Origin of the sequence: Streptomyces sp. VRA16 Mangrove soil (genome assembly GCF_017377775.1) — a bacterium.
Taxonomy (GTDB): Bacteria; Actinomycetota; Actinomycetes; order Streptomycetales; family Streptomycetaceae; genus Streptomyces.
Genome location: NZ_JAFVLN010000011.1, coordinates 240,455 through 264,138 on the forward strand (window position 1 = coordinate 240,455; position 23,684 = coordinate 264,138).

The following is a 23,684-nucleotide window of genomic DNA, read 5'->3' on the forward strand; positions in this document are numbered from 1 at the left end:
GTGAAGGCCCGTTACTGATGGGTACCCAAAGTCTCCGCAGAGGCTTACGCTCCCCTTCATGACGGAGTCGCAGGTCACCCCCGAAGCAGCCGGAACCAATCCGATCGCCGCCGCCCCGGAGGGTGCGCGCACGGTCACCGACGTGGTCACGCCCGAGCTGGTCGCCCAGCTCACCCGTGGCGTGGTCGGATCGGGGCGCACCGCGAACCACACGCCGTTCACCGGCGAGAAGCTCGCCGATCTGCCGGAGTCGACGCCCGAGGACGTGGCGACCGCCTTCGAGCGGGCCCGTGAGGCGCAGGCCGTGTGGGCGAAGACCCCGGTACGGCAGCGCGCCGCCGTCCTGCTGCGCTTCCACGACCTGGTGCTCGCCCGCCAGGCCGAAGTGCTCGACCTGATCCAGCTGGAGACCGGCAAGGCCCGGCTGCACGCGCACGAGGAGGTCCAGGCCGTCGCGGTGGCCGCCCGCCACTACGGCAGGAAGGCCCCCGCCTACCTGCGCCCGAAGCGGCACACCGGCGCCGTCCCCACCCTCACCAAGGTGACCGAGCTGCGCCAGCCGCGCGGTGTCATCGGCCAGATCGCCCCCTGGAACTACCCGCTGGAGCTGTCGGTCGGCGACGCGCTCCCGGCGTTCGTCGCGGGCAACGCGGTCGTGATGAAGCCCGACACGGAGACCTGCCTGACCGCCCTGTGGGCCCGCGATCTGCTCATCGAGGCAGGGCTGCCCGCCGAGGTCTTCCAGGTCGTGCTCGGCGAGGGCCCGGTCGTCGGCCCCGAGCTGGTCAAGCACGCCGACTACGTCTCCTTCACCGGCTCCACCCGCACCGGCCGCGAGGTCGCGCAGGGCGCCGCCGCCCGGCTGGTCGGCGTCTCGCTCGAACTCGGCGGCAAGAACGCGATGCTGGTCCTCAAGGACGCCGATATCGAGAAGGCCGCGGCCGGCGCGGTGCGTGCCTGCTTCTCGTCCGCGGGCCAACTGTGCATCTCCATCGAGCGGTTGTACGTCCACGAGTCGGTCGCCGACGCGTTCGTGGCCCGGTTCGCCGCCCGCACGAAGGCGATGCGGCTCGGCAAGTCCCTCGCCTACGGCGCCGACATGGGCTCCCTCGTCGGCGAGCGCCAGCTGGAGACCGTGACCCGGCACGTCGAGGAGGCCGTCGCCAAGGGCGCGACCCTCGTCGCGGGCGGGGTCGCGCGGCCCGACATCGGCCCGTACTTCTTCGAGCCGACCATCCTCGACGGCGTCGAGGCGCCGATGGCGGTCTGCAACGAGGAGACCTTCGGCCCGGTCGTCTCGATCTACCGCTTCTCGGACGAGGACGAGGTCGTCGCGCAGGCCAACGCGACCGCGTACGGCCTCAACTCCTCGGTGTGGACGAAGGACGCGAAGCGCGGTCACGAGGTCGCGGCGCGGCTGCGCACCGGCACCGTGAACATCAACGAGGGCTATGCGCCGGCCTACGGCTCGGTCCAGTCCCCGATGGGCGGCATGAAGGACTCCGGTCTGGGCCGCCGGCACGGCTCCGAGGGCATCCTCAAGTACACCGAGGCGCAGACCGTCGCCCACCAGCGCGTGATGCCGATGGCGCCGTCGTTCGGGATGAGCGACGAGAAGTACGCGGACTTCATGACGCGCAGCCTGAGCCTGATGAAGAAGTTCCGCCTGAAGTAGTCGCACTGGTCGCACTGGTCGAACCGGTCGTTCAAAGGAGAACGCGCACGTGGAACAGGACGGCTACGACTACGACGTGGTGGTCATCGGCTCGGGCTTCGGCGGGTCGGTGTCGGCCTTGCGGCTGACCGAGAAGGGCTACCGTGTCGGAGTCCTGGAGGCGGGCCGCCGCTTCACCCCCGGGACCCTCCCCAAGAACTCCTGGGACATCAAGAACTATCTCTGGGCCCCCAGGCTCGGCATGTACGGCATCCAGCGCATCCACCTGCTGGGCAACGTCATGGTGCTCGCGGGCGCCGGCGTCGGCGGCGGTTCGCTGAACTACGCCAACACCCTCTACGTCCCCCCGAAGCAGTTCTTCGAGGACCCCCAGTGGAAGGACATCACCGACTGGGAGGAGGAGCTGAAGCCGTACTACGACCAGGCCGAGCGGATGCTCGGGGTGCGGCTCAACAAGACCATGACCCCGGCCGACGTGCACCTGAAGGCGGCCGCCCAGGCGATGGGCGTCGGCGACACCTTCCACATGGCGCCGGTCGGCGTCTTCTTCGGCGACGGCGACGACGCCGAGGGGGTGAAGGCGCGGCCGGGACAGCAGGTCGAGGACCCGTACTTCGGCGGCGCGGGCCCGGCCCGCAAGGCGTGCACCGAGTGCGGCGAGTGCATGACGGGCTGCCGCCACGGCGCGAAGAACACCCTGAACGAGAACTACCTGTACCTCGCCGAGAAGGCGGGCGCGGTCGTCCACCCCATGACGACGGTCGTCTCGGTGACGGACGACTCGCAGGGCGGCTACGCCGTCGCGACGCTGCCCACGGACGACAAGAAGAAGTCCGCGGGCCGCACCTTCACGGCCCGCAAGGTCGTGATCGCGGCCGGCACGTACGGCACCCAGACGCTGCTGCACCGGATGAAGGCGGGCGGCCAACTCCCGCACCTGTCGGCCAGGTTGGGCGAACTGACCCGCACCAACTCCGAGGCGCTCGTCGGCGCGCAGACCACCGACCGCCGCTACCGCAAGAAGCACGGCGCGAAGGCCGACTTCACCAAGGGCGTCGCCATCACGTCCTCGATCCACCCGGACGCGAACACCCACATCGAGCCGGTCCGCTACGGCAAGGGCTCGAACGCGATGGGCGGCATGTCGATCCTCCAGGTCCCGTACGTGGAGGGCTCGTCCAGGGTCGCGGGCTGGCTGGCCAACGTGGTCAAGCACCCGAGCCTGGCCGTGCGCTCGCTCTCCAACCGCCGCTGGTCGGAGAAGACCATCATCGGGCTCGTCATGCAGTCCCTGGACAACTCGCTGACGACGTATCTGAAGCCGGACGGCGTCGGCAAGGGCCTGCTCACCGCCAGGCAGGGGCACGGCGCGCCCAACCCCAAGCAGATACGCGCGGCCTCGCAGGGCGCCGCCGCGATAGCCGCCGAGATCAACGGCTTCGCCGGGTCGAACGTCGGCGAGCTGATGGGCACCCCGCTCACCGCTCACTTCCTGGGCGGCTGCCCCATCGGGGACTCCGCGGAGACCGGCGTCATCGACCCGTACCACCGGGTCTACGGCCACCCCGGCATCTCGGTGGTCGACGGCGCCGCGGTCTCGGCGAACCTGGGTGTGAACCCGTCGCTGACCATCACGGCGCAGGCCGAGCGCGCGATGTCGTACTGGCCCAACAAGGGCGAGGAGGACGGGCGCCCGCAGAGCGGGGCGGCGTACGTGCGGATGTCCCCGGTCGAGCCGCGGCACCCGGCGGTTGCGAAGGACGCGTTCGGCGCGCTGCGGCTGCCGTTCCTCGGGATGCCGGCGGTCCCGCCCAAGAAGCAGGAGCCACAAGGCAGTTGACGTGACGCGCGAAGGACCCGCACCCCCCTCCGAGTGCGGGTCCTTCGCGCGGGTACGGGCGCTGCGCGCCTACGCCTCGCCGGCCGCCTTGCGACGGCGCACCGAGTACACGACACCGGCACCGGCCACCACGGCGACACCGGCGACCAGGCCGAACGTCGGCAGCATGGAGCTGGAACCGGTGGAGGCGAGCGACCCGCTGACCGGGGTGCTGCTGGACTGCGGGGCCGGGGTGTTGGACGGCTTGGGCTTGGCCGTGGCGTCCGGGACCTTGCCCGGCGTGGTGCCCGCGGCCAGCACCTCGAAGCTGTACTCCTGGTCCTCTGGGACGCTGTAACCGCAGACGCCGTCCGCGGTCACGCTCGTCGCGAAGGCCAGCGAGCCGCCGATGCCGGCCGGGGCCTTGGCGTCGACCTTGATGCGCAGCGCGACGTCCGCGTGCTTGCCGGGCGCCAGGGCGCCGAGCTCGGCGAACGGCTGCTCGGACGTGGCGAAGTCGATGTCCAGGTCGTGCCAGCCGGACCCGTCCGACCACTGGACGTGCAGGTAGCGGGTGGTGTCCGTGGTGTCCTTGTCGTAGGCGAACGAGAAGGCGTACATCTCCGCGTAGACCGACTCGAAAGCGGTGTCCGTGTAGTTCGACACGCGGTACGAGAAGGAGTGCCAGCCGGAGCCGGCGACGATCTTCGAGGGCAGGCCGCGCAGCTCGGCGAGGGTGCCGGGGCTGTCCTCGAAGTCCGTGCACTCGTCGTCGCCGGGCTCGTCGGTCGGCTTCGCGGTCTCGCTCGGCGACGTGCTGCCCGTCGGGGACGGCGTCGTCGTCGCCGGCGGCGAGGTCGGCGTGGTCTCGGCGGGCGTGGTCGTCTCGGTGCCCGGGGTCTGCGTGGGCGGCGTCTCGCCGGCCGGGGTCTCCTCGGCCGGCGTCGACTCGGTGCTCTCCGCGGCCGGGGTCGTCGCGGTGGTCTCGGTGCTGGTGCCCGGCGTCTCGTCCGCGAAGGCGGCCGGGGCGGAAAGGAGCGCTATCGGGGCGATGGCGGCCGTCGCGGCCGCCGTCACCAGTGCGCGGCGAAGCTTCATCAAGACCTCGATGGGTACGGAGTGGAGGCCGCCGCGGTGGCGGTCGCGGGTGTGGCCGTTGTTACGGCATGTGTGACCGGTGATCCCTGTGAATGGTTGTCCCGGCTTCACAGAATCTTTATGAGACGTGGATCATGTCCGGCCGCCTACAACCATTTCTGCGATGTCTGATCGTTACCCAAAGGGCCACTAAAGGGTTGGCAAATACCCCAGGTCACAGCTTTGATTGCGGTTCGGCGCAGGCGTTGTCGTGCAGGCGCCCATGAACACTTGAGGTGGGGAAGAACGTGAAGTCACAGCTGGGGCGTGTGCTGGCCGGTGTCTGTGCGGTGGCGGCGCTCGCCACGACGGCGGCGTGCGGTTCGGGCACGGACGACGACTCCGAGGGCGGCGCGAAGAAGCCCGCGGCCGGCGCGTCGGCCGCGGCGAAGGAGGCCGAGCTGAAGCCGCTCACGGAGGCGCAGCTGAAGCAGGCCGTCATCAGCAAGGAGGACGTGAAGGGCTACCGCGTCGGCACCACGCCCGACGATGAGATCCCGGACGTCAGCGTGCCCGCCGAGCCCTCGTCCTGCCAGGCGATCGCCGACATGATGCTGCTCGGCACCGAGCCGGACGCGAAGGCCCGCGTCTCCCGCTCGCTCTCCAGCCTCAAGGCGACGGACGCCACGGTCATCCGGGTCGGGCTGCTCGCCCAGGGCGAGGCCGACGCGAAGAAGGTCGTCGCCGATCTGCGCACGCAGAGCGAGAAGTGCGCCTCCTTCGAGCACACCGACTACCAGTACAAGAAGGTCGAGGCCCACAAGGCCCCCGCGGTCGGCGACGAGGCCGTCTCGTACTCGATGACCGCCGAGATCGAGGGCGAGAAGGTCCCGGTCACGTACACGATCGTGCGCAGCGGCTCGACGCTGGCGGTCTTCTACGGCGCGAACCTGCTGAGCGCCGAGCAGGCACAGGTGCCGCAGGGGATGATCGAGGCGCAGGCGGCGAAGCTGGAGAAGTACGCCAAGTCGTAGGAAGAACAGCCCAGTTGACGACGGTCGGGCGGCTGCGCGGGCCCGTGGCCGGCCGGCGCCGACATGAGCGAAGGGCCCCGCAGGAAAGCCTGCGGGGCCCTTCGCTGTCGGCTCCGACGTCAGGGCAGCGTCGGTGCCGCGAGACGGCGCCGGGGGGGGTAGCGCCGTGGGTCTGGGGTGTGGCCGCACGGGGGAGCCGGGGACTCGATGCGCGGGCGTGGGGGTTTCCTGCGCGTCGGGCTCGATGGTGCGGGGTGCTGTGGTGTGCTGAGGGGGTCTGCGAGGAGTACGGGGAGTACGGGGGAGTACGAGGAGGTACGGGAGGGAGTCCGACCGGTCCCGGGCGTCCCCGGGACCGGCCGTTCTCTTCGGTGACCGGGCTGCTGTCCCCTGCCGTCCGGTCACTTCACTGGAGCGAGGTCCCACGACGTACGGCGTGACCGTGACGTCTCATCGCTCCAGCGGAGCCACGCGTGGTTCGGTTGGGCCCGCCCCTGGCTGGCACGGACATCGGGACCAACGAAGCCCGCGGGCCCGGGGTCACGCGCCGTACGGGTGAGTGCGGATTCGAACTGGTGGGCGCACTGGGATACGGGTGGGCGGAGCGGGCGTCAGACCCGGCCCCGGCACAGCTCCAGGAGCGTCATCGCGAGCGCGGTGCCGGGCTTGCCGAGGGCGCCCCTGTAGTGGGACAGGATCTCCATCTCGCGCGAGAGGTTCACGCGCCGGCCGCCGGAGGTGATGCGCGCCTCCTGGATCACCGCGGAGACGGCCATCCGTTCCTGGACGAGACCGATGATCCGGTCGTCCAGGGCGTCGATGCGGTCGCGGGCGCCGGAGATCAGGTCGGCGGCCTCGCTGGTGCGCGCGCCGGTCCGCTCGGTGGCGGTGGCGGCGGAATCGCTGGTCATGAGCGTCATTGTGGGCTCCAGTCGGGGTATGTGCGCCTCGGCCCGACACGGCCCGGACACCACAGACGCCCCGGGCCTTGTCGGCCCGGGGCGCCTGGGAAGTCGCTTGTCAGTGGCTCAAGCAGCACGACCTCGGCATCCGGCGGGCCGGCTGCCATAGGTAAAGACGAAGGTCGTCTGCGAGAACATGAGAGCGAGTGTACGCCTGGGCGGCGCCGGGTGTCTGCGATGGGCTGGTCGCGCCCTCCGTGCGATCTCCATCGGGGAAGGCCGCGCGCAGCGCATGCCTTCAGGGGCGCGGGGAACTGCGCGACCAGCCCCCACCGAAGCCGCACCCGCCCACGCGCCCCCTCCGGCCACGGCGAACAGGCGTGGCCGGAGGAACGTACGAGCCACCCGGTAGAATCGGCCAAACGACCCCATCGCTCAGCCGCCGGAAGGCAACCCGTGTCATCAGCGACTTCCGCTGCCGCCGCCCCCGACACCGTCCTGGTCGTCGACTTCGGTGCGCAGTACGCCCAGCTCATCGCCCGCCGAGTCCGTGAGGCCCGGGTCTACAGCGAGATCGTGCCGAGCACCATGCCGGTCGCGGAGATGCTCGCCAAGAACCCGGCGGCGATCATCCTCTCCGGCGGCCCGTCGTCGGTCTACGCGGAGGGCGCCCCGCGCCTGGACCGCGAGCTCTTCGAGGCCGGCGTCCCGGTCTTCGGCATGTGCTACGGCTTCCAGCTGATGGCGACGGCCCTCGGCGGCACCGTCGACAACACCGGCGCCCGCGAGTACGGCCGCACCGCGCTGACCGTCTCCCGCCCCGGCTCCACCCTCTTCGAAGGCACCCCGGCCGAGCAGCCGGTGTGGATGTCGCACGGCGACGCCTGCTCGGCGGCGCCCGAGGGCTTCACGGTGACGGCCTCCACGGACGTCGTCCCCGTCGCCGCCTTCGAGAACGACGAGAAGAAGCTCTACGGGGTCCAGTACCACCCCGAGGTCATGCACTCCACGCACGGCCAGCAGGTCCTGGAGCACTTCCTGTACCGCGGCGCCGGCATCGAGCCGAGCTGGACGACCGGCAACGTCATCGAGGAGCAGGTCGCCGCGATCCGCGAGCAGGTCGGCGACAAGCGCGCGATCTGCGGCCTGTCCGGCGGCGTCGACTCCGCGGTGGCCGCCGCGCTGGTCCAGAAGGCCATCGGCTCCCAGCTGACCTGCGTGTACGTCGACCACGGCCTGATGCGCAAGGGCGAGACCGAGCAGGTCGAGAAGGACTTCGTCGCGGCCACCGGCGCGAACCTGAAGGTCGTCGACGCGTCCGAGCGTTTCCTGAACGCGCTGGCCGGTGTCTCCGACCCGGAGACCAAGCGCAAGATCATCGGCCGTGAGTTCATCCGCGTCTTCGAGCAGGCCCAGCTGGAGATCCTCCAGGAGGAGGGCCCCGAGGTCGCGTTCCTCGTCCAGGGCACGCTCTACCCGGACATCGTCGAGTCCGGCGGCGGCACCGGCACCGCGAACATCAAGTCGCACCACAACGTGGGCGGTCTGCCCGACGACATCGAGTTCGAGCTCGTCGAGCCGCTGCGCCAGCTGTTCAAGGACGAGGTCCGCATGGTCGGCGCCGAGCTGGGCCTGCCGGACGAGATCGTCCAGCGCCAGCCGTTCCCCGGCCCGGGGCTCGGCATCCGCATCGTCGGTGAGGTCACCAAGGACCGCCTCGACCTGCTCCGCGAGGCCGACGCCATCGCCCGCGAGGAGCTGACCGCCGCCGGCCTCGACCGCGAGATCTGGCAGTGCCCGGTCGTGCTGCTCGCCGACGTCCGCTCCGTCGGCGTCCAGGGCGACGGCCGCACCTACGGCCACCCGATCGTGCTGCGCCCCGTCTCGTCCGAGGACGCCATGACGGCGGACTGGACGCGGATGCCGTACGACGTGCTCGCGAAGATCTCGACCCGGATCACGAACGAGGTGGCGGACGTCAACCGCGTCGTCCTCGACGTGACCTCGAAGCCGCCGGGCACCATCGAGTGGGAGTAGTCCCCACCAGCGTGTGAGAGCGCCGTCCGCCGTGAGGCGGGCGGCGCTCTCGCGTTTCAGGTCCGCTTCATCGTGCGCACCGGCCCGCCCGGGTTCCACACCTGTACGACCAGGTACTTCTCGTCCTCGACGTACGTCCTGGTCACCTCGGTCAGCTCGGTGCGGAACAGGTGGAAGGAGTTCGGGTCGGGGACCTGCACCCGGTCGGTGTAGCGGGCGATGGCCGCCGGGTCCTCGACGAGCAGGGCGCGCCCCGAGATCCGTACGTCACCGCCGGCCATGCTCGTGCCGTCCCCCGGGTTCGCCTGGACCGCGAAACGCGGGTCGCGCATCAGGTCGCGGGCCTTGAGCGAGTCAGGCATCATGCCGAGCCACAACTCGCCGTTCAGAAAACGGACTTCGAGCCCGCTGGTACGGGGCGAACCGTCCCTGCGCAGGGTCGCGAGGACGTGGTGGACGTGGTGGCCGAAGCGCTCCTCGACCAGCTTGGCGAGGTCCGGCTCGGCGGTGGTGAAAGCGGCCCAGTTCGACGTCATGCGGCCGATTGTGCCCGCTGTACCCGACATCTCCTGTCCGGTTTCCCGACGATGGCCGGGAACGGTCCGGTGGACTGTGCGCACTCTCTTCACCGCGCGGATCTGGAGCCTTCACGGCCACGGAGGTACCTTCCGCTCCATGTCGACGCCGCAGAGCCCCGCCCCCGCCCCGATACCCACGGACCGGCTGCACTTCGCCATGCCGCCGGTGCACCAGAGCGCCGCCGACGAGCGGCGGTACCGCAAGGAGCGGCTCGCGGGCGCACTGCGGATCTTCGGGCGGCTCGGGTACGAGGACGGGGTGTCGGGACACATCACGGTCCGGGACCCGGAGTTCGCGGACTGCTACTGGGTCAATCCGTTCGGGGTGCCGCTGCGCCACATCACCGTCGGCGACCTGGTCCTCGCCAACGGGGACGGGCAGGTCGTCGAGGGGCGCCACCACGTCAACCAGGCCGCCTTCACCGTGCACGCCGAGGTGCACCGCGCCCGGCCGGAACTGGTCGCCGTCGCACACTGCCACTCCACGTACGGGCGCGCCCTGTCCGCGCTCGGCGAGCTGATCGAGCCGATCACCCAGGAGGCGTGCGCGTTCTACGAGGACCACGCGCTGCTCGACGAGTACACGGGTGTCTCCGTCGACGCGGGCGAGGGCAAGCGGATCGCGGCCGCGCTCGGCGGGTACAAGGCGCTGGTGCTGCGCAATCACGGGCTGCTGACCGTCGGGGACTCGGTGGACGCGGCGGCCTGGTGGTTCATCTCCCTGGAGCGGTGCTGCGAGGTGCAGCTCGCGGCGCGGGCGGCGGGGCGGCCGGTGCTCATCGACCGGCGGCAGGCCGTGGCGACCCGGGACCAGAGCGGCGGCGACCTCGTCGCGTGGATCAACTACCAGAGCATGTGGCAGGACATCACGCGCAGCGAGCCGGAGCTGCTGGGGTAGCGGCCCGCGCCCGGCCTACCGGAAATCCCGCAGCACGACCCCTTTGGTGAGGGCGAACTCGGCCTCCGTGAGCACCCCTTGACGGTGCAGCTCGCCCAGTTCGCGCAGCCTCCGCAGGAGTACGTCGTGGTCGGCGCGCGCGGGGCCGGTGCCGCCCGGCAGGGCCTCGCGCGGGGCCGACGGGTGCGGCAGGCGGGCCGTCACCGCCGCCGCGACCAGCGCGGTGAGCAGGTCCTTGCGGGCGTTGCCCCACAGGTCCAGGGCGTACGGGTCCTTCTCCGGCGGCAGCTTGACGTGCGGGGGCGTGCGTGGGCCGGTCTTGGTGACGAACCGTAAGAAACCGTCCTCGTAGCCGGAGTTGGGCACCCAGTCGACTCCGTCGAGATCGCCGAGCGCGATGACCCGCGGGCCCGTCGCCCGCTTCACCCGGTCCGAGGTGTCGCTCCAGTCGATCCGCACCCGGCTCCCGTCGAACGAGACCGTGCCGTCGCTGGAGCGCACCGAGACGGGGACGGCGGGCCCGGAGACCAGATACGACCGGGCGGGCCCGTCCGGCAGCTGTTCGAGCAGCAGCGCCTGACGGATCTCCTCGGCGAGGTACTCGGCGACGCCCGAACGGTCCGTGTCGACCGCGAGCCGGAACGGGTCGGCGGACTCCGGCAGCCGCCCTCCGGTGGCCTGCAGGAGCGGGTCGGCGGCCTCGCGCAGGGTGAGCCGGAGGCGGCCGCGGCGGCGCTCCGGCTCGTAGGCGACGCCCGCGACCGCCGTCAGCGGCACGTCGATCTCGCCGTACGTCTGCCGCAGCAGGGCCACGCTGCGGTGCAGTCCCGGGGTGATACGGACCGTGGTTCCGTCGAAGGCCCAGGTCCCGTCACGCTGGATGATCTCGGCCATACGGAAATTCTCGCAGTCCCGTCAACACTCCGGTCAATGCGGGCGAAAGCCGTTCAGTCTCCAGGGGTGGACCTGCGCGCCGGAGCGTGCGCCGCGTACGGCACAATTCCCTCTCATCACACGGAAGTTGACGGCAACCACGGAATCGCTGATTCCGAAGGCGGGGGCACAACGGTGGCGGTGCAGGAAGCACGGCAGGGGCAGGACACGCACGGGGGCGGCTGCACCTGCGGCGACTGTCCGCACGGCGCGCGCCAGGGGCACCGCAGGGCGGTCGCCGCATTCCTCGCCAAGCGCGACGAGTTGGCGTCGGGCACCGGCCTCCCGCCCGCCGTCGCCCACTCGGCCGGGGCGTCCCGGCAGTGGATCTCCGACGAACTCACCCAGTCCGCGCAGGCGGTCGCCGACCGCGGCCGGGAGGAGGGCGCCGCCTGGCTCGCCGGACTGTGGCAGCGCACCCTGTACGTCGTGTGGGGCGCGGTGGGCGTGCTGCTCCTGGTCCAGCTGCTGACCGCGATCGGCGCGGGCTGGACCGCCGTGCGCACCGCGGGACTCGCCGCCGCGGTGCTCGTGGCCGCGCTGCTGAGCGGCGCCGCGTATCTGCACCGGGCGCGCGGCGGCGCCCTCGCCCCGCTGATCGGCGAGGACAACCGGCTCTCGACGTCGCGCGCGGTGGCGGCCGGGGTCGTGCTGCTCTCGGTGTACGCGGTCCTGGTGCTCGCCGGTGAACTCGCGGCCGCCTCGGGTCCCGCCCGCCGTGACGCCCTCATCGACGGGCTCGAACTCGCGGCGGGCGCGGGCCTGTTGACCGTCCTGGCGGTGGTCTGCGCGGTCGCCGTCCTGGTCCGCAGGGTCGTCGGCCTGCGCGTCCTCGGACAGCGGCTCCAGAAGGTGCGCGCGGCCCGGCCCCGCGCCGCCGACCTGCTCACCGACGACTCGGGGCGCGGCAGCTTCACCGACACTCAGTACGTCGCCGTGTGCGCGGCCGCCGTCGTCTGGGCCGCCGCCCGGCTCGCCCGCCGCCCCGAACAGCTGCCCGACCTGCCGTGGGGCCTCGCGGTCCTCGTCGTCGTCTCGGCGGCGACCTATCTGGCCGGAAAGTACGCGGAGGGCGGCCGGCCCGTCATCCACTCCGTGGTGCGCGCCCGGGAGGCAGGGGACCTCGACGCCCCCATCCGCACCGGCGACGACATCGAGATCCGCGGCGCCGGGTTCGTGCCGCCCGGCGCGGGCACCGCCGACCAGCTGACCCGGGTCGCCGTGCGCATCGGCCCGGTCCACGTCCACGTACCGCTCGTCCCGGTCCCCGGCGGTTTCACCAACCCGGCCGACACGCTGCTGACCGTGCCGGTGCCGGTGGACGTGGAGCCCGGCCGGGTCGAGGTGCAGGTGATCACCGCGACCGGGGCCGAGACCAACCGGTGCGCCATCGACGTCCTGGACTGAGCGGGGCCCCGCCGGGCTGAGCCGATCAGCGCTGTCGTACGTATGGTCGGGTAAAGACCCAGGCGCGAGAGGCGGCGGAGCGCGATGACGCACAGTATGCGGACCGGCTCGTACAGCGGGTACGTGGACGGGGGAGCCCAGGGCGGCCGCGGCGACTGGAGGGACACCGCCCAGCGGTACGCCCTGGTCCCGCTGCGGATCTTCCTGGGCATCACCTTCATCTACGCGTCCTACGACAAGCTCAGTGACAGCGCGTTCTTCAAGGCGTTGGGGGCCGGCTCGATCGGCGAGCAGATGCGCGGGGTGCGGGACAGCTCCGCGCTCCCGGAGCTCGTCGATCTGGCGCTGAAGTCCCCGGCCGGTTTCGGTTACGCGATCGCCTTCGGTGAGCTGGCGGTCGGCATCGGCACGCTGCTCGGTGTGCTGGCGCGGATCGCGGCGGTCGGCGGGGCGCTGATCTCCCTGAGCCTGTGGCTGACGGTGAGCTGGCAGGTGACGCCGTACTTCCTCGGGAACGATCTGGCGTACCTGATGGCGTGGCTGCCGCTGGTGCTGGCCGGGGCGTCGGTGTGGTCGGTCGACGCGTGGTGGCTCCGCCGGCGCAGGGGGCTCGCCGGTTAGCTCGGACGGTTCGGTTCCGTGGCGGCCGCGGCTCCGGTGGGGGCTGCTCGCGCCCCGCGGCGGAGCCGCACATCGATACAGCCTCGCGCCCCTGGAGATGCGCACTTCGTGCGCGATCTCCACGGGGTAAGGCTGCGCGCAGCGCATGCCTTCAGGGGCGCAGGGCCGTGTCGATCAGCGGCTCCGCCACGGGGCGCGACCAGCCACGACGAAACCCGCACTCACCCACCCGCCGCCCCCTTGCGGCGCCGGGACCTGACCGAGTGCGTCACCACCCCCACCGCGCCCGCCAGGCACAGCCCGCCCACCACCAACGGGATCGCCACGAACCACGGCGTGTCCCACGCCCCGCCCGCGTCCCCGAAGTACACGACTCCGGTCACCATCAGGATCAGCCCCGCGAGCAACCGCCCGGGAAGGAATTCACGCCGCACGGGACACCTCCACCTGTCCGATCCCGACCTCGACATGCACCTCGAACGTGCCGGAGGCCTTCGTCCCCGGGGGCGGTTCGAGCGTCGTCTTCTCGTCGATGCCGGGCCGGACGTCGACGTCGTTCGAGGTGTCGCCGGGCAGCTGGATGTCGCCGACGCCGGTCTCGGCGTGCAGTTCCACCCGTGCGTCCTTCGGCACCACGATCGTCGCCTTCCCCGCGCCCACCTCCACGTGGACGGGGAGGGTCTTGCCCGCGGGCAGCTTCACCCCGGACAGGTCGAGCGTGCCGACGCCGGAGCCGACCTCGTACCTCTCGTGCACGTCCGCGACGCTCGTCGGCGTCCAGTCCGTGCGCATCCACTGCGTACTGATGTTGGAGGGCAGCGCGGCGGACGCCGTGAGCAGCCCCGCCGTGAGGACCGCGAGGACGATGGAGCCCGCGCCGGTGCGCCCCCGGAAGGCGCTGACGGCGATGCCGAGCCCGAAGACGACGAGCGCGCAGGCGAGCCCGGTCTGCAGGCTGTGGCTGAGCGTGCGGTCGTCCCAGGTGGCCGCGGTGCCGATGGTCCCGGCGACGAGCGCGCCCAGGAACGTGAGGCCGCCGATGCCGCGCGGCCGGGCCGGCGCCGCGGACCGCCGGACGGCGGGACCCGCCCCCGGCCCGGCCGCACGCGCCCCCGGAGCCTCGGCCATGTCCGACGGTCCCCAGAAGTAGCCGGTGCCCCCGATGTGCGTACCGTCCTTGACGATCGGGTCCCGCCACCACGACGGCGCCCCGGCGACCGGCGGTGCCTGCGCCTCCGGCGGGGCGTCCGCGACGGCCTGCGCGGCGACCGGGTCGGGGTCGGCGTCGCGGCGCTGCTGCGACCAGTACCCGGCGCCCGCCAGCAGCAGGGCCAGGACGACGGCGAAGGTGAGCGCGCCCCCGTTGTTCAGCATGGAGAGGAAGACGCCGCAGCCGACCAGCGCGGTGACGATCGCGGCGAGCCCCGGACCGTCGACCCGCCCGGTGAGCAGCTTCCTGAACTCGTTCTCGTCCTCGTCGTCGTACGCGACGAAGAGCCACGCGAAACCGTAGAAGATCAGGCCGACACCGCCGGTCACGGCCAGCACGGTCAGACCGATCCGGAAGATCACCGGGTCCATGTCGCAGTGTCGGCCGAGCCCCGCGCACACCCCGCCCAGCGTCTTGTGGCGCCGGTCCCTGCGGAAACGGCGCGGCGGGGCCTCCGGCTGCGTCCCGGGGACCTCGGTCACGGTGTCCTCTTGCGTCATACGTCCATGGTGGCGGGCCCGGGCCGCCGGCGGGAGTCGGGACAACCCTGGCCGAACCCTGAGATCGTCCCTGAGCCCCCGCCGCGTACCCGGAGGAAGATCAGGGACGTATGAGGGCCCGACCCTGATGCCAGGGCCCGCCCCGCCGTGTGACGATCGGGGGCATGCCGGAAGCAGCGACCGCCCCCCTCGTGGAAGACCCGCGGCCACCGCGCAAGCTCTACCGAAGCAGCGACGGACGCTGGCTGGGCGGAGTGGCGCGGGGCCTGGCCGGGCATCTCGGCCTGCCCGTCATCTGGGTACGGCTCGTGTTCGTGGGCCTGTTCATGGCCGACGGGCTCGGGGCGCTGCTCTACGCGGCGTTCTGGTTCTTCGTGCCGCTCGGCGTGGGCGGCGTCGGCACCGACCGGCCCGTGGGCTCGTCGATGCTGACCACGGAGGTCTCCGCCGACGGCCGCCGCAGGCTGGTGGCGCGCCGCCCCGACAAGGGGCAGATCCTCGCCCTGGTCCTGATGGTCATCGTCGCGATGATCTTCGTGCAGAACGTGAACCTCACCGGGAACACCAAGGCGTACCTGGTCCCCGCCGTCCTCGTCGGCGCGGGCGTCGCCCTCGTGTGGCGCCAGGCGGACAACGCGCGCAGGGCCCGCTGGGCCGAGGTCGGCCGCCGCAGGCGCACCCTGCAGCTGGCGCGGGCCGGCGCCGGGGTGCTGCTCGTCGGGGCCGGTGTGACCGGCATCTTCGTCACGCAGGGCGCCACCGAGCACCTCGGCTCGATCCTCCAGGCGGCGCTCGCCGTCCTGGTCGGCATCGCGCTGCTCGCCGGGCCCTATCTGATCCGGATGACCCAGGACCTGTCCGAGGAACGCCTGATGCGCATCCGCGCGCAGGAGCGGGCCGAGGTCGCCGCCCACGTCCACGACTCGGTGCTGCACACCCTGACCCTGATCCAGCGCAACGCCGACAACACGAACGAGGTGCGCCGGCTCGCCCGCGCCCAGGAACGCGACCTGCGGGCCTGGCTGTACAAGCCGGCCGCCGCCGAGAACCCGCAGGATCCCGAGACGGTAGCCGAGGCCGTGAAGCGCAACGCGGCCGAGGTCGAGGACAAGCACGGCGTCCCCCTGGAGGTCGTGGTCGTCGGCGACTGCCGCCTCGACGAGGGCCTGTCGGCGCAGATGCAGGCCGCGCGGGAAGCGATGGTGAACGCGGCCAAGTACGGTGGCGAGGGCGGCGCCGTCCAGGTCTACGCGGAGATCGAGACGACATCGGAGGGGAACGAGGTGTTCGTGTCGGTACGCGACCGGGGACCGGGTTTCGATGTCGACTCCATCCCCGCCGACCGCATGGGCGTAAGAGAATCGATCATCGGCCGGATGGAACGCAACGGCGGCACGGCACGTCTTCGGGCCGTGCCGGACGGCGGCACCGAGGTCGAACTGACCATGAAGCGGGCGGAGAGGACGACGTCATGACGGACGAGGCAGCTGAGACGACCCAGGGACCCGGGCGCCACGTCCGCGTGGTCCTCGTCGACGACCACCGCATGTTCCGCACCGGAGTGCAGGCCGAGATCGGCCGCACCGAGACGACGGGCGTCGAGGTCGTCGGCGAGGCGGCCGACGTCGACCAGGCGGTCACGGTGATCACGGCGACGCGCCCCGAGGTGGTCCTCCTGGACGTGCACCTCCCGGGCGGCGGCGGGGTCGAAGTCCTGCGCCGCAGCGCGGCGTTGATGGGCGACGCGGAGAACCCGGTGCGTTTCCTGGCCCTGTCGGTGTCCGACGCGGCGGAGGACGTGATCGGGGTCATCCGGGGAGGCGCGCGCGGCTACGTCACCAAGACGATCACCGGCACGGACCTCGTCGACTCGATCTTCCGTGTGCAGGACGGCGACGCGGTGTTCTCGCCGCGCCTCGCGGGCTTCGTCCTCGACGCGTTCGCCTCGACGGACGCCCCGCCGGTCGACGAGGACCTGGACCGGCTCACGCAGCGCGAGCGCGAGGTGCTGCGCCTCATCGCCCGCGGCTACGCGTACAAGGAGATCGCCAAGCAGCTCTTCATCTCCGTCAAGACGGTCGAGTCGCACGTCTCGGCGGTGCTCAGGAAGCTCCAGCTCTCCAACCGGCACGAGCTGACGCGGTGGGCCACCGCGCGGCGCCTCGTCTGATCAACGGTGATCTCCGGTGATCTCCTGGTCGGCGGTGCGGCGTGGGGTGCGCGCTGCCGCCCCGCCGGCTGTTGCCGGGGCCAACTCGCGTGTGGCTAGCTTGATTTCATGATGTCTGCCGACCGACTCCTCGCCTTCGCGGCGATGTCCTTCCTCCTCATCGTGATCCCCGGGCCCAGCGTTCTGTTCGTCGTCGGCCGCGCGCTCGCGCAGGGGCGGCGCTCGGCGCTGACCACGGTCGTGGGCAACACGGCCGGGTCGTACGTGCTGGTCGTCGCCGTGGCCCTCGGCGTCGGCACGGTCGTGGAACGCTCCGTCGCGGTCTTCACGGCGCTGAAGCTGCTGGGTGGCGCCTATCTCGTCTACCTGGGCGTGCAGGCGATCCGGCAACGGCGCTCGCTCCAGACGGTGTTCGCCGACTCGGGCGCGGTGTCCAAGGGGACGCTGCGCACCTTCTGGGAGGGGTTCGCGGTCGGCGTCTCCAACCCCAAGACCGTCGTCTTCTTCGCCGCCGTGCTGCCGCAGTTCGTGGACCGGGGCGCCGGGCACACCGTGCTCCAGATGCTGCTGCTCGGCCTGGTCTTCAACGCCATCGCGGTCGCGTCGGACAGCGTGTGGGGGCTCGCCGCGTCCACGGCCCGGAACTGGTTCGCCCGCTCCCCGCGCCGGCTCGCCGCGGTCGGCGGCGTGGGCGGGCTCGCGATGGTGGGGCTCGGCGTGACGGTGGCGGTGCAGGGCAGGAAGGAGTGAGCGCGGCCGAGCGGTACGAGGAACTGCCGGGCGGGCTCTCGAACGCGGCGCGGGTCTTCCGGCGCGGCCCCGTCGTCGAGCGCCCGGCTCCGCCGCACGCCCCCGCCGTCCACGCCCACCTCGCGGCGCTGCGCCGACGGGGCTTCGACGGGGCCCCGGCCCCGCTGCGGATCACGGAGGACGGCCGCCGCGAGGAACTCTCGTACGTGCCCGGGGACGTGGCCCTTCCCCCGTTCCCGGCCTGGGCGATGACCGAGCCGGCGCTGCGCTCCGTCGGGGCGCTGCTGCGCCGGATGCACGACGCGGCCCGCGACGTCGACCGGACCGTCACCTGGTCCGCGGAGTTCGCCGACCCGGAGCCGGGGGACAGCCCGGTCCTGTGCCACAACGACGTCTGCCCGGAGAACGTCGTCTTCCGCGACGGCCGGGCCGCCGCCCTCATCGACTTCGACATGGCGGCGCCGGGGCGTCCGGTGTGGGACGTGGCGATGACCGCCCACTACTGGGTGCCGATGCTGGACCCCGGGACCGCGCCGTCCTTCCCCGCGTCGTGGAGCAGGCCACGGCGTCGTGCCGCGCCTTCGTCGCCCGGCGCCTCGCGGAGGGGCACCCGGCGTTCGTCAAGATCTGGACGGACAACGGGGGTTGGGCCCGCTGGGACCGGCTGCAGGAGTGGCTCGCGGGGGCGCGGGGTGAATTCGAAGCGACGTTGCGGGGCTGACCGGAATCCGTTCGCCGCCGGGTGTCCCGCCGAGGGGGACCGGAGGGATATGCTCCGCTCCGGTCGTCCGTGATTGTCATGGACAGGTGGAAGCGTGCGCGCCGACAGACGCGCGCGACCAGGGGAGAGAACCATCATGGCTCGAAAGATGAGGACCGGCGCCCTGCTCGCGGCGGCGACCCTGCTCGCCACGGCGGCGACGGCGCTCGGCAGCGGCACCGCGAGCGCGGCGACGTCCTTCTACACCGTGTGCAGGCACCTCAGTTCGCCCAGCGAGTGGGAGGCCATCGCCTACGACCAGGACGACCACTACGTCGGTCTGGCCCTGTTCGACCAGGACCCCTATGGCAGCAGCCCGGGTGACGCCCTGTACGCGACGGACTCGTACGCCGACGGCTGGGGCGTGGTCGCCCACCTGAGCACGGGCCGCACCGCCAGCACGCGCGGTCACAGCTCGCCGTACACGGCCGGTCCCGTCACGGGTGACCTGCCGGAGGGCAACCACTACTACCTCTATGTGGAGATGGCGAAGGACGGCGCGTCCTGGACCCTGCCGAGCTGCGACGCGTACGCGTAGCCGACCCTGCCGAGGCGGCGCACGGAAAACCCCGTGCGCCGCTCACGGTGCCCCCGCTACCGTCCCTTCCCATGGCTGACGTCACCGCGGGCCCGCCCGCAGACCCCGACGGCTACTTCCCGGAGTCCGTCGCCGTGGGCTACGACCGCTCCTCCGCCCGGATGTTCACCCCCGAGGCCCTCGACCCCACCGTCGACTTCCTGGCCGAACTCACGGGCGAGGGGCCCGCGTTGGAGTTCGGCATCGGTACGGGACGCGTCGCGCTGCCGCTCGCCGCGCGCGGGATCGACGTGCACGGCATCGACCTGTCCCGGGCGATGGTCGCCCGGCTGAAGGAGAAGCCGGGTGGCGACCGCATCCCCGTGACCATCGGCGACTTCGCCACCGCCGAGGCCGAAGGAGCGGGCGGTTTCACCCTCGCCTACCTCGTCTTCAACACCATCAACAACCTGACCACGCAGGACGCCCAGGTCGAGTGCTTCCGCAACGCGGCGGCCCAGCTGGCGCCCGGCGGCACCTTCGTCGTCGAGGTCGGCGTGCCCGAGCTGCGCCTGCTGCCGTACGGACAGCAGGCCGTCCCGTTCCACGTGAGCGACACCCGCTGGGCCTTCGACCGGTACGACGTCGTCACACAGGCGATGAGCTCGAACTACTTCGACGTCGACCCGGAGACGGGACAGGGGTCCCTGTGGTCCGTCCCCTTCCGGTACGTATGGCCGTCCGAACTCGACCTCATGGCGCGGATCGCGGGGCTGCGGCCGCGCGAGCGCTGGGCGGGGTGGGGGCGCGAGCCGTTCACGGCCGACAGCCGGAGCCATGTGTCCGTGTGGGAGAAGGCGTCCGCGTGACCCCCACGCGTCACGTCACCCGGGTCGCGCCCGCGAACGGCATCTCGTCGATCGGCGCGATCCGTACCGGCGCCGTCGGGTTCGGCGCGTGGATCATCTCGCCGTTGCCGATGTAGAGGCCCACGTGGCTGATGCCCGAGTAGAAGAACACCAGGTCGCCCGGCTGGAGCTGGGACCGTGAGATCCGCTGCCCCGCGTTGATCTGGGAGTACGTGGTGCGCGGGAGGGAGACGCCCGCCGCGCGGTACGCCGCCTGGGTCAGCCCCGAGCAGTCGAAGGCGTTCGGACCGGTCGCGCCCCAGACATAGGGGCTGCCCAGCTTCCCGTACGCGTACGCGATGGCCGCCGCCGCACGGGAGTTGGGGGCCTTCGTCGACGCCGACAGGGCGGTGCGGTCGGCGGTCGCGGAGCGCGAGGCGCGGGCGGCGTCCGCGGATCCCGCGGCTCCTGCCGCACCCGCCGGGCCCGCCGCGCCGGTCGCGAGGGCCCGGTCCGCCGGGTCGAGCCGGCCGAGCAGGTCGCGGGCCTCGGCCAGCTTCTTCGTGACCGTCCGCTTCTGCCGCGCCAACTCCTGCTGCTTGGTGCGCAGTTCGCTCACCTGGGTGTCGGCCTGGCTGCGCAGCTGCTCGACACCGCGCAACTGCTTCCTGACCTTGGCGATGGTGGCCGCCTGCCGCGTACCGACCCGGTCGGCGAGCGAGGCCTCGTCGAGATAGCGGTCGGGGGAGGAGGAGAGCAGCAGCTGGAGGGAGGGATCGATGCCGCCGTCGCGGTACTGGGCCGCGGCCGTCGAACCGAGGCGCTGCCGCTCGGAGTTGAGCGCGTCCTCGCGCCGGGCCGCCTCGTCCTGCAGCGCCCTGACCTTCTTGCGGGCCTTGTCGGCGTCCTCCTTCGCGCCGTTGTACTGGTCGGTGGCGACCTCCGCCTCCTGGTAGAGCCTGTCGACCTTGGCCTTCACCTGCGCCGGGGAGAGTTCGGGCTCCGCGTGCGCCGTGCCGTCGAAGGCGGTGGCGGTCGCCGCGGAGGCGAGGGCGAGGGTGGCCGCGGTGCGGGCCGTCTGGCCGCTGAGCGAGCGCTGCCTGGGCTTGCGATGCGCTGCCGGCACGAAGCGCCACGTCCTTCCGGGTGGTACGTCCGCCTTCGGTACGCGTCCGGCGGCGGCCCGCACAGGGGGAGCGGGCCGCCGCCGGACCTTTCTCGGCGGTGGTGTCCGACTGCCGTCCCTGGCCCGGACGGCGGTGGGGAGCCGGTCACCTGAGGAAGGACGCTAAACCTCGACGTAACGGGTTGGCGTTGGATTGTTCGCAAGTGCTCCCTTTGTTGTGAAGGGTGGCGGAGAGTGACATTCCAGTGGCCGTGGGTGTCCGATGCGGGTGCGCGGGGGATCGGTGGCGGGCCGTCGCACCCGCCCCGTTAGGCTCCGGAACCATGGACGTACTCATCCATTTCTTCGTCGGCCTGCACATCATCGGCATCGCGGCCCTGCTCGGCGGTTTCCTCACGCAGATGACGGCGATCGGCCAGGGCACCGCCCGCTTCAACAAGGCGATGCTGCACGGCGCCCTGACCATGCTGGTGACCGGTGTCGCCCTGGTCGGCCTCAACCAGGCCGACGACAACACCGTCAACAACATCAAGATCGGCGTGAAGCTCGCGATCCTGATCGTGATCCTCGGCATCGTGTACGTGAAGCGCGACGAGGAGAAGGCGGAGAAGGGCCTGTTCGCGACGGTCGGCGCGCTCACCGTCGCCAACATCTTCATCGCGGTGCTCTGGACCTGAGCGGCCGCGCCGCCCCGGCGGACCCGCGGTGGCGGACGGCTCCCGCGAGCACGACCGCCCACGCCGCGACCGCGATCCACGGCAGCACCCGTCCCGGCCCCGTGGGCCAGGGCGTCTCGACGGCGGTGAGGGCGGGCGGGGTGTCCGCCTCGTGTTCCCGGCGCGCCCGGTCGCGTACCGGGCGGACGTAGAAGTCGGCCGCGAGGACCACCCGGAGCGCGCCGGCCAGGACCAGGAGGGCCACGGCCAGGACTGGGAGGGCCACGGCCAGGACGTCGTACGACGTGAGGTGGAGCCCGACCGAGCGGATGCCGGTCGCCGTGACGGCGGACCCGGCGGCGGGCGGGAGCCGGGGCCCGGGGGGCGGCGGGGCACGTCCGGGCGGTGCCGCACCGCCCGGACGTGACCGCGGGCGGCGTCAGGCCGGTCGCACCACGCTGTGGATCGCGGACGTGCCGTCGTAGTAGATGGACTCCTCGCGGACGTACGCGCCCGGCTTCGGCGCGTGGATCATCATGCCGTCGCCGAGATAGAGGCCGACGTGGCTGATGTCGTCGTAGAAGAAGACCAGGTCCCCCGGCTGGATGTCGGAGAGCGAGACCGTCGTGCCGACCTCCACCTGGTCCCAGGTGGTGCGCGGCAGCGAGATGCCGGCCGCCTTCCAGGCCGCCTGGGTCAGGCCCGAGCAGTCGTAGGAGTCGGGGCCCGTGGCACCCCACACGTACGGCTTGCCCTCCTGGGCCTTGGCGAAGGCGAGGGCCTCGGCGGCCTTGGTGGCGTAGCTGGACGACGAACCCGACGAAGAAGAACCGGAGGAGCCGGAGGAGCCGGAAGAGCCGGAGGACGAGTCCTGCTGCTCCTGGGCGGCCTTCTCCTCGGCGGCCTTCTGCCGGGCCGCCTCCTCTTCCTTCTGCTTCTGGGCCAGCTCGGCGGCCTTCTTGCGGGCCGCCTCCTCCTTCTCCTTCTCGATCCGCGCGAGGCGCGCCTTCTCCTCGGCGGTGAGCTTGGACAGCAGGTCCCGCGCGTCGGCCAGCTTCGTCTGGACCTCCTGCTTGGAGGTCTTCAACTCGGTCTGGGAGGTGCTGAGCTGCTGCAGGTTCTCCTGCGCCTCCGAGCGCTTCGTGGCGGTCTTGCGCTGCTGGTCCTGGTAGTCGTCGACCGCCTTCTTCTGCACGGACGTCATCCGGCTCAGCAGCTGGTCCTGCGCGAAGTAGTCCTCGGGGTCGTCCGCGAGAAGCATCGTCGCGGTGTTGCTCACCCCGCCGGTGCGGTACTGCTCGGCGGCGAACCGGCCCAGCTCCTGGCGGGCCTTGTTCATCTTCTCGGTGCGCTGCGCGATGTCGTCGAGGAGCTTGTCGACCTGCTTCTTCTTGCCCTCGGTCTGCTCCTTGGCCGCGTTGTACTTCTGGGTGGCGACCTCGGCCTGGCGGTAGAGGGTGTCGACCTTCTTCTGCACCTCTTCGAGGCTCGGCTTCGCCGGCTCGGGGGCGGCCTGCGCCGTCTGGGCGAGCAGGGCGACCGAGGTGAGTGCGGCGGTGGTGATGCCGATCGCGGGGGTGGCGCGCAGCCCGCCGGATATGAGGCTGCGGCTGCGCGGCTTGCGGTGCGACGCCAAGGCAGGCGACTCCTTCCGTCATCCGCCTACCGGGTTAGCTGTCGGGTTCGGGCCTGCGGAAGGTTGCCCTACGGTCAACTGCCCATCGGTGCCGGGCTGTTGAGCCGATTCACCCCAAGGTCGGTGGGTCCCCGGTTCCCTGTCTCGCGACGTACGGAACTCGGCGGGGGTGGCCCGCTCGCCGCGACGTTCGCGGGCGGGGGGACGGGCTGCCCGCGCAGCACCGTAGCCAACTCGTGTTACTGCTGTGAAGGTTGATGTTCGATATGCCCGATACATTTTCGTGACCTTGGCGACAGGCTTCACGGAACGCGGTTCATCCGTAAGGATCTGCGCGGAGTTGTCCGAGGTTGACCGGAGCCTCCCCGGGGGCGCGGAGTCCGCCGACTTGTCCCCCTCGGGTGGCGCCGGATCCCGCTCCCTGCGGATCGGTAGCGGAACGTGACGGTCCGGTCATGGTGCGCGACGGAAAGCGCCTGCTGCCCGACTTCCCCGGATACCTCCCTCCTGACCTGCGGGTTTGTCGAATT

22 protein-coding genes, 1 pseudogene and 1 riboswitch are annotated in these 23,684 nt (G+C 71.7%); of the genes and pseudogenes, 14 read left to right on the forward strand and 9 right to left on the reverse strand.

All coding sequences use genetic code 11. The features are described from left to right. Positions 1 to 58: 58 nt before the first annotated feature. Together J3486_RS28140 and J3486_RS28145 are read left to right on the forward strand one after the other, a co-directional pair. Positions 59 to 1,675, forward strand: coding sequence for a succinic semialdehyde dehydrogenase (locus tag J3486_RS28140; RefSeq protein WP_207825129.1), 1,617 nt, complete (start codon positions 59 to 61; stop codon positions 1,673 to 1,675). Positions 1,676 to 1,724: 49 nt separating this feature from the next. Then, on the forward strand, positions 1,725 to 3,515 hold the full coding sequence (locus tag J3486_RS28145) for a GMC family oxidoreductase N-terminal domain-containing protein (RefSeq protein WP_207825131.1): 1,791 nt from the start codon (positions 1,725 to 1,727) through the stop codon (positions 3,513 to 3,515). A gap of 69 nt (positions 3,516 to 3,584) precedes the next feature. Here the strand turns inward: J3486_RS28145 and J3486_RS28150 are convergent, their stop codons facing one another. Further along, positions 3,585 to 4,592 (reverse strand): peptidase, encoded by a 1,008-nt coding sequence (locus tag J3486_RS28150; protein WP_207825133.1) that lies wholly within the window; start codon positions 4,590 to 4,592, stop codon positions 3,585 to 3,587. A 287-nt stretch (positions 4,593 to 4,879) separates the two neighbouring features. Here J3486_RS28150 and J3486_RS28155 point away from each other — a divergent pair, with 287 nt between their 5' ends. Further along, positions 4,880 to 5,605: a hypothetical protein gene (locus J3486_RS28155; protein ID WP_207825135.1), complete on the forward strand. Its 726-nt coding sequence runs from the start codon at positions 4,880 to 4,882 to the stop codon at positions 5,603 to 5,605. A gap of 611 nt (positions 5,606 to 6,216) precedes the next feature. On the opposite strand, the gene J3486_RS28160 is transcribed toward J3486_RS28155, so the two are convergent. Continuing rightward, the gene (locus J3486_RS28160; RefSeq protein WP_207825138.1) at positions 6,217 to 6,516 is read right to left on the reverse strand and encodes a chorismate mutase; all 300 of its coding nucleotides are present in this window, start codon (positions 6,514 to 6,516) and stop codon (positions 6,217 to 6,219) included. Positions 6,517 to 6,963: 447 nt separating this feature from the next. Between J3486_RS28160 and guaA the strand changes: the two genes are divergently transcribed. Next, a complete protein-coding gene (gene guaA / locus J3486_RS28165; RefSeq protein WP_207825140.1) occupies positions 6,964 to 8,544 on the forward strand; it encodes a glutamine-hydrolyzing GMP synthase in 1,581 nt (526 codons plus the stop codon). A gap of 56 nt (positions 8,545 to 8,600) precedes the next feature. Here the strand turns inward: guaA and J3486_RS28170 are convergent, their stop codons facing one another. Beyond that, on the reverse strand, positions 8,601 to 9,080 hold the full coding sequence (locus tag J3486_RS28170; RefSeq protein WP_207825142.1) for a pyridoxamine 5'-phosphate oxidase family protein: 480 nt from the start codon (positions 9,078 to 9,080) through the stop codon (positions 8,601 to 8,603). A 139-nt stretch (positions 9,081 to 9,219) separates the two neighbouring features. Here J3486_RS28170 and J3486_RS28175 point away from each other — a divergent pair, with 139 nt between their 5' ends. Then, the gene (locus J3486_RS28175; protein WP_207825144.1) at positions 9,220 to 10,020 is read left to right on the forward strand and encodes a class II aldolase/adducin family protein; all 801 of its coding nucleotides are present in this window, start codon (positions 9,220 to 9,222) and stop codon (positions 10,018 to 10,020) included. A 15-nt stretch (positions 10,021 to 10,035) separates the two neighbouring features. Here the strand turns inward: J3486_RS28175 and J3486_RS28180 are convergent, their stop codons facing one another. Next, the gene (locus J3486_RS28180) at positions 10,036 to 10,914 is read right to left on the reverse strand and encodes a DUF4429 domain-containing protein (RefSeq protein WP_207825146.1); all 879 of its coding nucleotides are present in this window, start codon (positions 10,912 to 10,914) and stop codon (positions 10,036 to 10,038) included. Between the two features lie 174 nt (positions 10,915 to 11,088). Here J3486_RS28180 and J3486_RS28185 point away from each other — a divergent pair, with 174 nt between their 5' ends. Continuing rightward, positions 11,089 to 12,360: a hypothetical protein gene (locus J3486_RS28185; protein WP_207825148.1), complete on the forward strand. Its 1,272-nt coding sequence runs from the start codon at positions 11,089 to 11,091 to the stop codon at positions 12,358 to 12,360. A gap of 84 nt (positions 12,361 to 12,444) precedes the next feature. Continuing rightward, the gene (locus tag J3486_RS28190) at positions 12,445 to 12,981 is read left to right on the forward strand and encodes a DoxX family protein (RefSeq protein WP_207825150.1); all 537 of its coding nucleotides are present in this window, start codon (positions 12,445 to 12,447) and stop codon (positions 12,979 to 12,981) included. Positions 12,982 to 13,202: 221 nt separating this feature from the next. On the opposite strand, the gene J3486_RS28195 is transcribed toward J3486_RS28190, so the two are convergent. Beyond that, complete coding sequence (locus J3486_RS28195) at positions 13,203 to 13,451, reverse strand: hypothetical protein (RefSeq protein ID WP_207825152.1); 249 nt, start codon at positions 13,449 to 13,451, stop codon at positions 13,203 to 13,205. Next, entirely contained in the window at positions 13,405 to 14,691 is a 1,287-nt protein-coding gene (locus J3486_RS28200; protein WP_207825154.1) for a PspC domain-containing protein, read from the reverse strand. Before J3486_RS28200 ends, J3486_RS28195 begins: the two co-directional genes overlap by 47 nt. Positions 14,692 to 14,855: 164 nt before the next feature. On the opposite strand from J3486_RS28200, the gene J3486_RS28205 reads away from it, so the two are divergent. The 6 genes and pseudogenes from J3486_RS28205 (at position 14,856) to J3486_RS28230 (ending at position 19,757) form a co-directional block, all read left to right on the forward strand. Next, positions 14,856 to 16,166 (forward strand): ATP-binding protein, encoded by a 1,311-nt coding sequence (locus J3486_RS28205; protein WP_207825156.1) that lies wholly within the window; start codon positions 14,856 to 14,858, stop codon positions 16,164 to 16,166. Beyond that, positions 16,163 to 16,861: a response regulator transcription factor gene (locus J3486_RS28210; RefSeq protein WP_207825158.1), complete on the forward strand. Its 699-nt coding sequence runs from the start codon at positions 16,163 to 16,165 to the stop codon at positions 16,859 to 16,861. The genes J3486_RS28205 and J3486_RS28210 overlap by 4 nt, the downstream gene beginning before the upstream one ends. Before the next feature lie 108 nt (positions 16,862 to 16,969). After that, positions 16,970 to 17,611: a LysE family translocator gene (locus tag J3486_RS28215; RefSeq protein WP_207825160.1), complete on the forward strand. Its 642-nt coding sequence runs from the start codon at positions 16,970 to 16,972 to the stop codon at positions 17,609 to 17,611. Next, positions 17,608 to 18,332: pseudogene (locus tag J3486_RS28220) on the forward strand (phosphotransferase). The gene J3486_RS28215 and the pseudogene J3486_RS28220 overlap by 4 nt, the downstream one beginning before the upstream one ends. A gap of 136 nt (positions 18,333 to 18,468) precedes the next feature. After that, entirely contained in the window at positions 18,469 to 18,909 is a 441-nt protein-coding gene (locus J3486_RS28225; RefSeq protein ID WP_207825162.1) for a hypothetical protein, read from the forward strand. Between the two features lie 71 nt (positions 18,910 to 18,980). Beyond that, complete coding sequence (locus J3486_RS28230) at positions 18,981 to 19,757, forward strand: class I SAM-dependent methyltransferase (RefSeq protein WP_229378690.1); 777 nt, start codon at positions 18,981 to 18,983, stop codon at positions 19,755 to 19,757. Between the two features lie 10 nt (positions 19,758 to 19,767). Here the strand turns inward: J3486_RS28230 and J3486_RS28235 are convergent, their stop codons facing one another. Continuing rightward, positions 19,768 to 20,862, reverse strand: coding sequence for an NlpC/P60 family protein (locus J3486_RS28235; protein WP_307804964.1), 1,095 nt, complete (start codon positions 20,860 to 20,862; stop codon positions 19,768 to 19,770). Between the two features lie 323 nt (positions 20,863 to 21,185). On the opposite strand from J3486_RS28235, the gene J3486_RS28240 reads away from it, so the two are divergent. After that, positions 21,186 to 21,539, forward strand: a complete 354-nt coding sequence (locus tag J3486_RS28240; RefSeq protein WP_207825165.1) for a hypothetical protein — start codon at positions 21,186 to 21,188, stop codon at positions 21,537 to 21,539. Here the strand turns inward: J3486_RS28240 and J3486_RS28245 are convergent. Beyond that, positions 21,517 to 21,804 carry a hypothetical protein gene (locus J3486_RS28245; RefSeq protein WP_207825166.1) on the reverse strand — a complete coding sequence of 96 codons (288 nt, stop codon included), beginning with the start codon at positions 21,802 to 21,804 and terminating at the stop codon, positions 21,517 to 21,519. The genes J3486_RS28240 and J3486_RS28245 overlap by 23 nt on opposite strands. A 153-nt stretch (positions 21,805 to 21,957) precedes the next feature. Beyond that, positions 21,958 to 23,154 carry a C40 family peptidase gene (locus J3486_RS28250; protein ID WP_207825168.1) on the reverse strand — a complete coding sequence of 399 codons (1,197 nt, stop codon included), beginning with the start codon at positions 23,152 to 23,154 and terminating at the stop codon, positions 21,958 to 21,960. 7 nt (positions 23,155 to 23,161) lie between these two features. Further along, a riboswitch (cyclic di-AMP (ydaO/yuaA leader) is annotated at positions 23,162 to 23,330 on the reverse strand. Positions 23,331 to 23,684 lie beyond the last annotated feature (354 nt).